The sequence below is a fragment of the Lysinibacillus phoenicis genome (assembly GCF_047238325.1).
Taxonomy (GTDB): Bacteria; Bacillota; Bacilli; order Bacillales_A; family Planococcaceae; genus Lysinibacillus; species Lysinibacillus irui.
In genome coordinates, this window is sequence record NZ_JBDFMP010000002.1 from 397,265 (window position 1) to 410,367 (window position 13,103).

Here is a 13,103-nt window from a genome sequence, read left to right on the forward strand (position 1 = left end):
GGGAATTTTTTTGACGAATAAACAGTCACCTAGCGTCTATAATGATGACGCTATACAAGTATTAGAAGGATTAGAAGCGGTACGCAAACGACCCGGCATGTATATCGGTTCGACGGATGGCCGTGGACTTCATCACCTTGTGTATGAAATCGTAGATAATGCGGTAGATGAAGCACTGGCTGGCTTTGGATCTCATATTATTGTCAAGATTCATCAGGATCAGAGTATCAGCGTGCGAGACTTTGGCCGTGGTATGCCAACAGGTATGCATAAAATGGGCAAACCAACCCCTGAAATTATTTTTACTGTGCTGCATGCAGGCGGTAAATTTGGACAAGGGGGCTATAAAACAAGTGGTGGCTTACATGGTGTAGGTTCTTCTGTAGTCAATGCACTCTCAACGTTTTTAGAGGTTACCATTCATCGTGACGGTAAAAAATATCGTCAGCGTTTTGAGAACGGTGGACATCCTGTTACAACGCTAGAAGAAATAGGACAAACAAAGCAAACAGGTACTCTTGTTCATTTCCTACCGGATGACAGTATTTTCTCTGTCACAAAATTCAATTATGATACGTTAGCAGAGCGTTTACGTGAGTCAGCCTTTTTACTAAAAGGGTTAAAAATTGAATTAATTGATGAGCGCGAGGAAGGCAAAAGTGATGTGTTCTTTTATGAGAATGGCATTGAAGCTTTCGTTGCGTATTTGAATGAGGAAAAAGACGTCCTTCATCCGGTGAAGTATGTAGAAGGTATCCAGGATGAAATCGAGGTAGAGTTCGCCTTCCAATATAATGATGGTTATTCGGAAACGATTTTATCCTTTGTTAATAATGTTCGTACACGTGACGGTGGAACACATGAAACAGGTGCGAAAGCAGCATTAACGCGTGTATTTAATGAATATGCACGAAAAATTGGCTTGTTAAAGGATAAGGATAAAAACCTTGAGGGGACTGATATTCGTGAAGGCTTAGCGGCCATCGTCTCTGTTCGTATTCCAGAGCATTTATTGCAATTTGAAGGACAAACAAAGGGCAAGCTTGGGACAAGTGAGGCACGTTCTGCAGTAGATAGTGTAGTGTCTGAGCAAATTTTGTATGTACTAGAGGAAAATGCGGAGTTATCAGCTTCTCTTGTGCGTAAAGCCATTCGTGCGCAGCAAGTACGTGAAGCTGCTCGTAAAGCGCGTGAAGATGCACGAAACGGCAAGAAAAACAAAAAAGGTAGTACCATTCTGTCTGGTAAACTAACGCCTGCACAGTCTCGGAATGCCGCAAAAAATGAATTATACTTAGTCGAAGGTGATTCTGCTGGGGGCTCTGCGAAACAAGGGCGCGACCGTACATTCCAAGCGATTCTGCCACTGCGCGGGAAAGTCATTAACACGGAAAAAGCCAAGCTACAGGATATTATGAAAAATGAAGAAATCTCAACGATTATCCATGCGATTGGCGCAGGTGTTGGTACAGACTTTGCTGTAGAAGATTCCGCTTATAATAAAGTAGTAATCATGACCGATGCTGATACGGACGGAGCTCATATTCAAGTATTGCTATTAACGTTCTTCTATCGATATATGCGCCCACTTATTGAAGCAGGAAAAGTCTATATCGCGCTACCTCCACTTTATAAAGTTTCTAAGGGTACTGGAAAAAAAGAAGTCATTGAATATGCTTGGACAGAAAGCGATCTACAAAAGGCCATCAAAAAAGTTGGAAAGGGTTACATATTACAGCGTTATAAAGGTCTTGGAGAGATGAATGCAGACCAGCTTTGGGATACAACGATGAACCCTGAGACACGGACATTAATTCGTGTCACAATCGAGGATGGTGCACGTGCAGAGAGACGTGTCACGACGTTAATGGGTGATAAGGTAGAACCCCGTCGTAAATGGATCGAAGCCAATGTAGACTTCGGTATGGAGGATGATGCCAATATTTTAGAGAATGAATTCATCCAACAAGAGGAGGACCAAGCATGAGTAGTACGGAAAAGTTTCAAGATTTACCTTTAGAAGAAGTAATGGGTGACCGCTTTGGTCGCTATAGTAAATATATTATTCAAGACCGCGCGTTGCCTGATGCACGTGACGGTCTTAAACCAGTACAGCGCCGTATTTTATATGCGATGTTTACAGAAGGAAATACCCATGATAAGCCGTTCCGAAAATCTGCGAAAACAGTCGGTAATGTAATCGGTAATTACCATCCACACGGAGATAGCTCTGTCTATGAAGCGATGGTGCGTATGAGTCAGGACTGGAAAGCACGTCATATGCTTATTGAGATGCATGGGAACAATGGTTCGGTCGATGGAGATCCACCAGCTGCCATGCGTTATACGGAGGCACGATTATCTGCGATTGCTGGTGAAATGCTACGAGATATCGGCAAGAAAACGGTTGAGTTTGTACCGAACTTTGATGACCAGGATATGGAGCCAACTGTTTTACCAGCACGTTTCCCTAACTTACTAGTGAATGGGTCTACAGGGATTTCGGCGGGGTATGCGACAGATATTCCGCCACATGCTTTAGATGAAGTGCTAGATGCCGTATTAATGCGCTTAGATAAGCCTACTGCGACAGTGGATGAATTAATGACGGTCATTAAAGGGCCAGATTTCCCAACAGGTGGTATTATCCAAGGCGTTGATGGCATTAAAAAAGCATATGAAACGGGTCGCGGTAAAATTATTGTCCGTGCACAAGCGGTTGTGGAGCCTATTAAGGGTGGTAAAGAGCAAATTGTTATCACAGAATTACCTTACGATGTCAATAAGGCGAATCTTGTGAAAAAAATTGATGAGCAACGCGTAGATAAACGTCTTGAGGGGATTGCGGAAATTCGTGATGAATCTGATAGAACTGGCTTACGTGTTGTCATTGAACTGAAAAAGGATGTACCAGGACAAGGAATTCTCCAATACTTATTTAAAACAACGGATTTACAGGTAGCTTATAATTTTAATATGATTGCCATTCATAATCGTCGTCCAACAATGATGACCTTACCATTATTATTGGATGCCTATATTGCCCATCAAAAAGAAGTAGTCACGAACCGTTCCATTTACGATTTACAAAAGGCGAAGGATCGTTCCCATATCGTGGATGGGTTAATTAAAGCCCTTTCCATTTTAGATGAAGTGATTGCAACAATCCGTTCTTCTAATGATAAAAAGGATGCCAAGCTTAATTTACAGGCGAAGTTTGATTTTACAGAGGTACAGGCAGAGGCGATTGTCAGCTTGCAATTATACCGTTTAACCAATACAGACATTACAGAGCTTCGACAAGAACAGGACGAGCTAAATAGGTTGATTGCTAAGCTAGAGGGGATTTTACAAAGTGAGGCAAAGCTTGTACGTGTCATTAAACAAGAATTGCTTGATATTAAGAAACGCTTTACAGAGCCTCGTCGCTCAAGAATTGAGCAAGAAATTGAAGAGATTAAAATTACCTTAGATGTTCTTGTACCAAGTGAAGAGGTTGTCGTAACCGTAACGAAGGATGGCTATATTAAACGTACTTCGACACGTTCACATGCCGCCTCAAATGGTCAGGATTTTGCGATGAAGGATTCGGATTACTTATTGTATGAAGCAACCTTAAATACACAGCACCATTTACTCCTATTTACAAATCGAGGCAATTATATTTATCAGCCTGTTCATGAGCTGCCAGATATTCGCTGGAAGGATCTTGGTCAGCATATTTCAAGTATCGTGCCAACGGGTGAAGATGAGTCAATTATCGCTGTATATGGCTTTGAAACATTTGATCAACCAAATACGTACATTTTCACTGCGACAAAGGATGGTCAAATTAAACGCTCTCCACTTGCCGATTACGCGGTGACACGTTATTCAAAACCAATTAAAACGATGAATGTGAAGGCTGGCGATGCCATGATCTATGCAGCGTTTGTGACGGATGACGTGGAATTGATGTTAACAACAGATACGGCTTATTCAATTCGTTTCCCAATGGAGGAATTACCAGTAACAGGTGTAAAAACAGGCGGAGTAAAGGGCATTACGCTAAAAGATGGAGAAGCCTTAGTCGGTGTGAATGTGCTACAACCAGATCAAACGCAATATGTTGTCATTGTGACACAGCGTGGGGCTGTTAAGAAAATGAATGTCGCAGAGGTTGAAGTAGCCAGTCGTGCAAAACGTGGTCTAAAAGTATTAACAGAATTAAAAGCAAATCCGCACCGCATTGTGGCCGTTATTCAAGCAACAGATGAGGAGCAGATTGTTATTGAAACAGAAAAAGGCGTGCAAGAGGTGTTAGATGTCCAAGCATTGACTCGTGCTGATCGCCATTCCAATGGATCGTTCAAAGTGGATATCGCAACAGATGGGGCTATTTCCCATGTTCTAACGACCAAAAAGGAACAATAACCAAGCTTTTTTAACGCCCAGTCTCTTTTGTGAGCTGGGCTTTTTTTGGTGTAAAACGGTTAAACCAAATTAGTACCTTGTCTTTTAAGAGTAACTATGGGTATAATAATCAACGAAAAGTTCATAGCGAAAGAATGTAGGGGGGCTAGTAGTTGCTAGCTGAGATTGTGTCCGATAGACGCTGACCCTTTGAACCTGATTTGGCTCGTACCAGCGTAGGGAACATCTATTCAAAAAAGCAAAGTTTTGAAGATTGATTGCAATTTACGTCTGGGAGGAATCCTAGGCGTTTTTTTATATTTTCAAACACCTCTTGCCCATCGTATTTACGCTTTCTTTCTGGTGACACGCATTCCTTTATGAACACTTTCATATTACAAACTGGGAGGACCTAGCATGAAAAAATGGTTATTTATTCTATTGGCTGCACTTGTAACATTAGTGGGCTGTAGTGACAAGGAGGACAAGCAGGCAACTGATAAGCTAAAAAAGGTGTCAGTAGTACTGGATTGGACTCCGAATACAAATCATACAGGGCTTTATGTCGCGAAAAAGCTTGGTTATTTTGAGGAACAAGGCTTAGATGTTGATATTATGATGCCAGGGGAAGCGGGAGCAGATCAGCTTGTAGCTTCTGGTAAGGCAGAATTTGGGGTAAGCTATCAGGAAGGCATCACACAGGCACGTGTCCAGGATGTACCACTTGTTTCGATTGCCGCCATCATTCAGCATAATACATCGGGCTTTGCTTCGATTGCTTCTAAAGGGATTACCTCACCAAAGGATTTCGAAGGTAAAACTTATGGCGGTTGGGGAGCCCCACTAGAGCAAGCGGTACTCCAATCGTTAATGCAAACAGAAAATGCCGATATTAATCAATTAGATATTGTCAATGCAGGTGATTTAGATTTCTTCACGATGATGGAAAAAGATATTGATTTTGCGTGGATTTATTATGCATGGACAGGTATTGAGGCAGAGCTTCGTGGGGAAAAGATTAATATGTTGTATTTAACGGATTATAGTGATCAGTTGGATTATTATACGCCTGTATTGGCTACTAATGAAAAAATGATAAAGGACAATCCTGATGTTGTAAAAGCCTTTGTTGCAGCTGCTTCTAAAGGTTATGAATACGCAATCGAGCATCCAAGTGAGGCTGCAGATATTTTACTAGAAGCGGCACCTGACTTAGATAAAGAATTAGTGCATAAAAGTCAAGAATGGTTAGCTGATAAATATCAGGACGATGCGAAGCAATGGGGAGAGCAAAAGCTTTCTGTATGGGAAAACTATGCTAATTGGATGTCTAGCAACAAGGTATTAGAGGGCGAGTTTGATGCAAAGCAAGCCTTTACGAATGATTTCTTACCTAAAAAGGAGGCCAAATAAATGGCAAATTCATTAATCAGTGTCCAAATTATCCCGAAAACAGAGAAATATGAGGATGTCATTCCTTATGTGGATGCAGCCATTGCTGTGATTGATGCATCTGGTGTGAAATATGAAGTACATCCGCTAGAAACGACGATGGAAGGTGAGCTGTCAACATTGCTTCAACTTATTGAGAAAATGAATGACAAGATGATAGAGCTTGGTGCTATTAATGTGATTACACAAGTGAAAATACTCTATCAGCCAACTGGTATTACCATGGATACATTAACGGAGAAATATCAGTAATGAAACAAGCGTTTCAAAAGGGAAGGACGATCATCTTTATCGCCTTCCTCTTATTCATCTGGGAACTAGTCGTGCATGTGGCTGAAGTTCCCCATTGGCTTCTACCTGCACCAAGTCGTATTCTGATGGAAGGCTTTCAGTCGTATCCAACCTTTTTACCACATGCTTTGGCTACGGTGCAATTGGCCATATTAGGTCTTGCTATTGGTATTGGTTGTGGATTAACGGTAGCTATTGTGTTGCATCGATTTTTGTTTATTCGGGAGTTGTTTTATCCGATTTTGATCATGTCGCAAAATATCCCAATACTTGTCTTAGCACCGCTGCTCATAATATGGTTTGGCTTTGGCTTATTACCAAAGCTCATTATTATTTGCCTTGTGTGCTTTTTCCCGATAGTCATTGCGGCCATGGACGGATTTCGTCAAACTTCACCTGAATTAAAGCACTATTTTGCGATGATTGGTGCGACAACTTCGCAAACTTTTTGGAAATTGGAATGGCCGCATGCATATCCTGCTATATTTTCAGGCGTTAAAATCGCTGCTACATACAGTGTCATGGGTGCTGTCATTGCAGAGTGGCTTGGTGCGAAAAAGGGTATTGGCGTATATATGACCTTAGCTCAATCCTCCTTTCGCACGGATCGTGTATTTGTCGCGATTTTTGCCATTGTTTTGTTAAGCTTACTGTTGTTTAGCAGTATACGATTTATAGAAAAAATCATGGTGAAGGGGAGAGGCAACCATGCTCAGCATTCAAAACATCAGTAAATCCTTTGATGCCCTGCAAGTCCTTGAAGATCTGTCCTTTGAGGTTAAGGATGGCGAGTTTGTAGCTATTGTGGGTCCTTCAGGAAGTGGTAAAAGTACGTTGTTTCAATTAATAGGTGGTGTCTCTTCAATCGATCATGGGGCCATTTTATTAAATGGAGAGGATTTACAGCAAAAGAGAGGGACGATTGGCTATATGCCCCAGCAGCCTTGTCTATTGCCTTGGCGTACCATCTTAGAGAACGTTACCATCGTGGAGGAATTACAGCGTAAACCAAACGTCGAACGTGCCAAGGAATGGCTAGAAAAGGTTGGTCTTGGGTCCTTTATCGATGCCTATCCAAATGAACTGTCAGGCGGCATGCAGCAGCGAGTCTCCTTCATACGTGCCTTAGTTAGTGATAAGCCCATTTTATGCTTAGATGAACCCTTTTCGGCGCTAGACGAATTTACGAGATTGGAAATGCAGGCATGGCTTTTATCTATCTGGGAAGAGTACCGGAAATCTATTATATTTGTTACGCATAGTATAGAAGAGGCTCTCTTTTTGGCAGATCGAATATTAGTCTTAACAAAAAGGCCTGCAACGGTTAAAAAGGAAATGATCGTACCGTTTGCTAGACCTCGCCGAGAGGAAATTCGTCATTCTGCTGCATTTACAGCCTTAAAGCAACAATTATTTATGTATTTACAAGAAGAAAAGGGTGATATGCATGCTGATTGATGCTCATATTCATTTAGATCAGTATAAAGATGAGGAGATTCCAACTTTGCTAGAAGATGCCGATTTTGTCATTGCGGTTAGCATGCATTTGACATCATGCCAAAGGACATTGCATTTATCAAACAGCTATCCTCAAGTTAAGGTAGCTTTTGGCTTTCATCCTGAACAGTCTTTACCAAGTCAATGTGAAGAGGATGCACTATTTGATTGGATTCGTTGTCATGCAGATGAAATGGTCGCTGTTGGAGAGGTTGGCCTTCCTTATTATTTAAGGCAAGAACATGCTATTGATGACCGTCCTTACGTGGTGCTATTAGAGCGTTTTATTGTTTTGGCAAAGGAACTTAGCAAGCCGATTATCTTACATGCTGTCTATGAGGACGCTGCCATCGTATGTGATTTGCTTGAAAAGCATCAGTTTCATCAAGCTCATTTTCATTGGTTTAAAGGGGATGAAACTGTAGTGAAACGCATGATTCAGCATGGTTATTTTATTTCCATCACCCCTGATTGTTTGTATGAAAAAGAAATTCAACAGTTGATTGAAACGTACCCTATTGAACTCATGATGGTAGAAACAGACGGTCCTTGGCCGTTTGAAGGTCCATTTACGAATAAGCGAACATCTCCGTGGATGATGCATTCGACGATTGAGGTGATCGCGCATATTAAGGGGCTGTCAACACAGGAAGCGGCTAAAATCATTAGTGAAAATACTAAGAACTTCTATCAGCTTTAATAGTTCTTCTGCATTAAAGTTAAGAAAAAAGCAGTATAGGGTACGAATTAGTCGTCCTTATACTGCTTTTTATGTTTTGAGTAATCATGCTCTAATTTTTCATTCTTTGTTTTTGTTACACGTTCATGTGTACTAAAGGAGATCGATTGTCGATTTTTTTCAACATCCTTGCCTACTGTCCGTTTAACATGCATTCGTTGCTTTTTAGCTTTAGATTGTGACATACATTTACCCTCCAATCCTTTCTAACATTATAGTAGCGAATAGGGGAGAAAAAGTAAAACCTCGTAAGCAAGATACTTACGAGGTTCTCATGGTATTAGTGAGATACGTCCTGTACAGAAATACCTGTGTTAGCTTTCACGTCTACTTCACGATATTTCGACTCATCACTTTCTTTAGATAGTAATGTGCCAATAAAGCCACCAAGGAAACCAAGTGGTACAGAAATTAAAGCAGGATTCGTTAACATGATTAATGGTTCACCAACGAAAATGGCCTTACCTTCAACTGGATTCCACACGTTTGGTGAAATAGCTACTAATACTAATGCTGAAATTAAACCTGTTAACATCGCTGTTACAGCACCAGCTGTATTAAAGCGTTTCCAATAAATTGTGTAAATGATAACTGGAAGGTTAGCAGATCCTGCAATACAGAATGCTAGAGATACTAAGAATGCAACGTTTAATGTTTGTGCACCAAGCGCTAATAGGATAGAAATAACAGCAATTGTAATCGAACCAATACGAGCTGCAAGAACTTGCTCTTTTTCTGTAATTTTACCCTTTTTAATAATTTGTCCATAAATATCATGTGATAGGGCAGATGCACCTGACAGTACAAGACCTGCTACTACTGCAAGAATTGTTGCGAATGCTACCGCACAAACAAATGAGAATAGAATGTCGCCACCAAGTGCTTCTGCAAGAAGTGGGGCAGCCATGTTACCAGCAGCGTTTGCCGCGATAATGTCTTCTTTCCCAACGAATGCTGCTGCACCGAAACCTAAGAAAATAGTTAGAACATAGAAGATACCTACAATCCAAGTTGCCCAAATAACCGAAGAACGAGCTGTTTGTGCGTCTTTTACTGTGAAGAAACGCATTAAGATATGTGGTAGCCCCGCAGTCCCTAATACTAACGCAATAAGCATTGAGATAGTATCAAGTCCATCCGTATATTTTAGACCTGGGTTTAAATAAGCAGCACCACTATCAGTAGCTGTTGTCATTTCTTTGAACATTGTAGATATACTGAAGCCGAACTCTTTTAATACTAAAAACGAGATAATTACTGTACCTAACATTAAAAGACAAGCTTTAATGATTTGTACCCAAGATGTTGCAGTCATACCACCGAATAGTACGTAAGTTGTCATCATGAAACCAACGATTAATACGGCGATCCAATAGTCGATTCCTAAAAGTAATTGAATAAGTGCTCCTGCACCAACTAGTTGTGCAATCATGTAGAATAAAACAATTGTAATAGTGCTTAAAGCAGCTGTTCCACGTACTTTTGCGTTATTGAAACGCGCTGTAATCATGTCAGCTAATGTAAATTTCCCTAAGTTACGTAATGGCTCAGCTACGATGTATAACACCACTAAGTAAGCTACTAAATAACCAATAGAGAAGAAGAATCCGTCAAATCCAAATAATGCTACTGCACCAGCGATACCTAGGAAAGAGGCTGCTGATAGATAGTCACCAGCGATAGCTAGTCCATTTTGCCAGCCTGTTAAGCCACCACCAGCAGTGTAGAAATCACTTGCTGAAGATGTACGTTTAGAAGCCCACCATGTAATAACTAAAGTTAAACCAACAATGGCTACGAAGAAGAATATGGCTGTAAAGCTCATTCCATTACTCATAGGCGGCCACCTCCGTTTTCATATTCAGCGATGATCGCTTTTGCTTCTTTATCAAAACTGTTTGCTTTCGCTACATATAAATGACATAACCCCCATGTCATGATGAATAGCCCTGCAGAATAGATCCACACCCAAGTAATTTCCCCAAATGCCTTTTGGTGTAGAATTTCCGTGTATGATGTCAGAATTGGTAACATCATGTAGGCCAATAAAAATATGGCAGTTATAGACCAAAGAAAAGAGTTCTTTCTTCGTACAAGAGCCTTAAATGATTCTTGGTTAGCAATTGCATCATAGTCAATCACGACACCTTTTTTCGCTTGATTGTTCGCCATTAACATTCCCCATTTTGTGTATATTTTTTCTGCCTCAAGACTAAAATTTGCTAGTTTAGTGAATTCACATTTTCATTTTATGAAACAGTTCACAAAATTGCAATACATTTCAGAAAAATTATGTAAAAAAAATTTTTCTGAAAATAGTCCTAGGAGAGAAAAAATGGCACAAAGTCAAGGGTATAAAGGGTTTTAGAAAATTCAGATAAATAAATGAAGTAAAGAGAAATCTAGATTCTTGATAAAAAAAGGAGGGTAAATTTACAAAAAAATCTCGTTTTTTTAACTAAAAATAAACACTATTCACCTAGTGGAAATTGGATTTTTTCTGTTTTTTGGAAGAGGAATAGTATTGTTCAATAAATAAATTGGTAGATATCGAATAACAAAAAAAGGCGAAAAACTCGACCAAAAATCGAATTTTTTGCCTATTTTTTTGCATTTTTTGAATTGAGATTCATTATAAGAGAGGTGTATAAATATTAATGAGAAATGTCCGATACGGACACACCCGTATTCGCTTTCACGCGAATTTCTTTATAAATACGTTCTGCCTCTTCCTGTGGTACTTTACTTGAAGAAAGAACTGTACCTAGATATCCAGCAACAAAGCCTAGAGGAATGGTAATGATAGCTGGAACCGCAAGTGGGACAAGTGGTTGTCCTACAAAGATTGCAGCACCTTCAACTGGGCTCCACACATTTGGTCCCATCGCTCCTAAAATTAAACAAGATACTAATCCTGTTACCATTGCCGTTACAGCGCCTGTAGAATTAAATTTCTTCCAATAGATTGTATAAAGGATAACAGGTAGATTGGCTGAAGCACCGATACAAAAGGCAAAGGACACTAAGAATGAAACATTTAAGCTTTGAGCGAATAATGCAAGAATTATAGATACAATGGCAATCGAAATGGAGCCAGTACGGGCAGCTACCACTTGTTGCTTTTCTGTTAATTTACCTCCTTTCATGATTTCTCCATAAATATCATGAGATATCGCAGACGCCCCAGTTAACACTAAACCTGAAACAACGGCTAAAATAGTCGCAAACGCTACGGCACCGATAAATGCCATCAATACATCGCCACCTAAATAATGGGCAAGTAGTGGGGCAGCCGTGTTACCAGCCTTACTTTCAGCAAGAATTTGATCAAGCCCAACAAAGTTTAATGCACCAAACCCTAGGAAAATCGTTAATGAGAAGAAAATAGCTGTAATCCAAGTTGTCCAAGAAATTGATGCACGTGCTGTCTTGGCATCCTTGACTGTAAAGAAACGCATTAAAATATGAGGTAAGCCAGATGTTCCTAAAACTAAAGCCATCATCATAGAAACAGAATCAATAGTACTTGTGTATTTTATTCCGGGTACAAGGAATTCCTCACCATGATCTACGGCAATTGTGTCAAACATTTTCATAAGAGAGAAGTCAAATTTCACTAATACTAATACGGCTAAAAGACCTGTCCCAAATAATAATAAGCTTGCTTTAATGATTTGTACCCAAGAAGTCGCAGTCATTCCACCAAACAAAACATAAGTTGTCATCATAACGCCGACAATTAACACAGCAATCCAGTACTCAATTCCAAACAATAGTTTAATTAATGCACCGGCACCTACTAGCTGTGCAATCATATAAAGAATGACAATAATAATAGTGCCTGACGCAGCTACACCACGGATACGTTTTTCATTAAAACGAGCCGTTAACATATCTGCTAATGTATAGCGTCCTAAATTACGCATAGGCTCAGCAATGACATAAAGTAGCACTAAATTTGCCACTACATAGCCTACAGAGAAGAAGAAACCATCAAAACCTGTTAAGGCAATCGCACCAGACACCCCAAGGAAAGCTGCGGCAGATAAATAGTCACCAGCAATCGCAAAGCCATTTTGCCACCCCTTTAAACCACCACCAGCTGTATAGAAATCAGCTGCAGAGGACGTACGCTTTGCTGCAATATAAGTAACAACAAGTGTTAAGCCGACAATAGCTAGAAAGAAGCCAATAGATACAATGTTCATTTATTTTCTCCCTTCGCATGATATTCTTCGAGCACAGCAGCTACAGCTTTATCGAATGAAGCCGCTTTTTTTACATATACTGTACAAAGCACAATGGTCATGATAAATAAGCCTGCGGAATATACCCATACACCCGTGATATTTCCGAAGAATTTTTGTTGTAGTACAGGCTGGAAGGCAAGGATCGGTAGCAAGATATAAAGGATTAGAAACACTGCAGTAATCGAGAAAAGAAACGTATTTTTCTTTTTCACAAAGCTATTAAACGATTCCATTGCCTCTATTGCATGATAATCAATAGACTGAGCCTGTTTTTTTGTTGAAACGTTCACCATTATTATTCCCCCTAAAGTTATATATTTCTGTTTCAAACGACATATTTCTTTTTCGTTCGTCGTTATATTCACTTATTTTATGAGGGAGAATCTTATAATGCAATACTAAATTTTGAGTTTTTATAATTTTTAGTCACTTTGAATCATAGGAAATAATGTAGAAATAATAAGGAATTGTTAGAAAATAAA

General features: G+C 39.9%; 12 protein-coding genes and 1 riboswitch. Of the genes, 7 read left to right on the forward strand and 5 right to left on the reverse strand.

Going from position 1 to position 13,103, the window contains the following annotated elements; translation table 11 throughout:
- The first annotated feature begins 10 nt into the window (after positions 1–10).
- From parE to ABC382_RS03220, 7 genes are all read left to right on the forward strand, one after another.
- The gene (gene parE / locus ABC382_RS03190; RefSeq protein WP_274793194.1) at positions 11–1,987 is read left to right on the forward strand and encodes a DNA topoisomerase IV subunit B; all 1,977 of its coding nucleotides are present in this window, start codon (positions 11–13) and stop codon (positions 1,985–1,987) included.
- On the forward strand, positions 1,984–4,413 hold the full coding sequence (gene parC, locus ABC382_RS03195; RefSeq protein WP_322605173.1) for a DNA topoisomerase IV subunit A: 2,430 nt from the start codon (positions 1,984–1,986) through the stop codon (positions 4,411–4,413). Before parE ends, parC begins: the two co-directional genes overlap by 4 nt.
- Before the next feature lie 128 nt (positions 4,414–4,541).
- Positions 4,542–4,652, forward strand: a riboswitch (TPP riboswitch).
- A 157-nt stretch (positions 4,653–4,809) separates the two neighbouring features.
- Positions 4,810–5,805, forward strand: coding sequence for an ABC transporter substrate-binding protein (locus tag ABC382_RS03200; RefSeq protein WP_274793192.1), 996 nt, complete (start codon positions 4,810–4,812; stop codon positions 5,803–5,805).
- Complete coding sequence (locus ABC382_RS03205; protein WP_274793191.1) at positions 5,806–6,096, forward strand: thiamine-binding protein; 291 nt, start codon at positions 5,806–5,808, stop codon at positions 6,094–6,096.
- A complete protein-coding gene (locus ABC382_RS03210; protein ID WP_274793190.1) occupies positions 6,096–6,869 on the forward strand; it encodes an ABC transporter permease in 774 nt (257 codons plus the stop codon). The genes ABC382_RS03205 and ABC382_RS03210 overlap by 1 nt, the downstream gene beginning before the upstream one ends.
- Complete coding sequence (locus ABC382_RS03215) at positions 6,844–7,593, forward strand: ABC transporter ATP-binding protein (protein WP_407134684.1); 750 nt, start codon at positions 6,844–6,846, stop codon at positions 7,591–7,593. Before ABC382_RS03210 ends, ABC382_RS03215 begins: the two co-directional genes overlap by 26 nt.
- Entirely contained in the window at positions 7,583–8,332 is a 750-nt protein-coding gene (locus ABC382_RS03220) for a TatD family hydrolase (protein WP_341386287.1), read from the forward strand. Before ABC382_RS03215 ends, ABC382_RS03220 begins: the two co-directional genes overlap by 11 nt.
- Before the next feature lie 47 nt (positions 8,333–8,379).
- Here ABC382_RS03220 and ABC382_RS03225 read toward each other — a convergent pair whose 3' ends face one another.
- From ABC382_RS03225 to ABC382_RS03245, 5 genes are all read right to left on the reverse strand, one after another.
- The gene (locus ABC382_RS03225; RefSeq protein WP_274793187.1) at positions 8,380–8,556 is read right to left on the reverse strand and encodes a hypothetical protein; all 177 of its coding nucleotides are present in this window, start codon (positions 8,554–8,556) and stop codon (positions 8,380–8,382) included.
- Between the two features lie 95 nt (positions 8,557–8,651).
- Entirely contained in the window at positions 8,652–10,196 is a 1,545-nt protein-coding gene (locus ABC382_RS03230; protein WP_274797330.1) for a solute symporter family protein, read from the reverse strand.
- An 8-nt stretch (positions 10,197–10,204) separates the two neighbouring features.
- On the reverse strand, positions 10,205–10,543 hold the full coding sequence (locus ABC382_RS03235; RefSeq protein WP_274793186.1) for a DUF485 domain-containing protein: 339 nt from the start codon (positions 10,541–10,543) through the stop codon (positions 10,205–10,207).
- A 482-nt stretch (positions 10,544–11,025) separates the two neighbouring features.
- Positions 11,026–12,579: a solute symporter family protein gene (locus ABC382_RS03240; RefSeq protein WP_274793185.1), complete on the reverse strand. Its 1,554-nt coding sequence runs from the start codon at positions 12,577–12,579 to the stop codon at positions 11,026–11,028.
- Entirely contained in the window at positions 12,576–12,914 is a 339-nt protein-coding gene (locus tag ABC382_RS03245; RefSeq protein ID WP_322610795.1) for a DUF485 domain-containing protein, read from the reverse strand. The genes ABC382_RS03240 and ABC382_RS03245 overlap by 4 nt, the downstream gene beginning before the upstream one ends.
- Between the last annotated feature and the right edge of the window lie 189 nt (positions 12,915–13,103).

Excerpts from the sequence above, each read along its gene's own strand:
- parC (WP_322605173.1), top strand. The coding sequence starts at position 1,984 with ATGAGTAGTACGGAAAAGTTTCAAGATTTACCTTTAGAAGAAGTAATG.
- ABC382_RS03200 (WP_274793192.1), top strand. The coding sequence starts at position 4,810 with ATGAAAAAATGGTTATTTATTCTATTGGCTGCACTTGTAACATTAGTG.
- ABC382_RS03205 (WP_274793191.1), top strand. The coding sequence starts at position 5,806 with ATGGCAAATTCATTAATCAGTGTCCAAATTATCCCGAAAACAGAGAAA.
- ABC382_RS03210 (WP_274793190.1), top strand. The coding sequence starts at position 6,096 with ATGAAACAAGCGTTTCAAAAGGGAAGGACGATCATCTTTATCGCCTTC.
- ABC382_RS03215 (WP_407134684.1), top strand. The coding sequence starts at position 6,844 with ATGCTCAGCATTCAAAACATCAGTAAATCCTTTGATGCCCTGCAAGTC.
- ABC382_RS03220 (WP_341386287.1), top strand. The coding sequence starts at position 7,583 with ATGCTGATTGATGCTCATATTCATTTAGATCAGTATAAAGATGAGGAG.
- ABC382_RS03225 (WP_274793187.1), bottom strand. The coding sequence starts at position 8,556 with ATGTCACAATCTAAAGCTAAAAAGCAACGAATGCATGTTAAACGGACA.
- ABC382_RS03230 (WP_274797330.1), bottom strand. The coding sequence starts at position 10,196 with ATGAGCTTTACAGCCATATTCTTCTTCGTAGCCATTGTTGGTTTAACT.
- ABC382_RS03235 (WP_274793186.1), bottom strand. The coding sequence starts at position 10,543 with ATGGCGAACAATCAAGCGAAAAAAGGTGTCGTGATTGACTATGATGCA.
- ABC382_RS03240 (WP_274793185.1), bottom strand. The coding sequence starts at position 12,579 with ATGAACATTGTATCTATTGGCTTCTTTCTAGCTATTGTCGGCTTAACA.
- ABC382_RS03245 (WP_322610795.1), bottom strand. The coding sequence starts at position 12,914 with ATGGTGAACGTTTCAACAAAAAAACAGGCTCAGTCTATTGATTATCAT.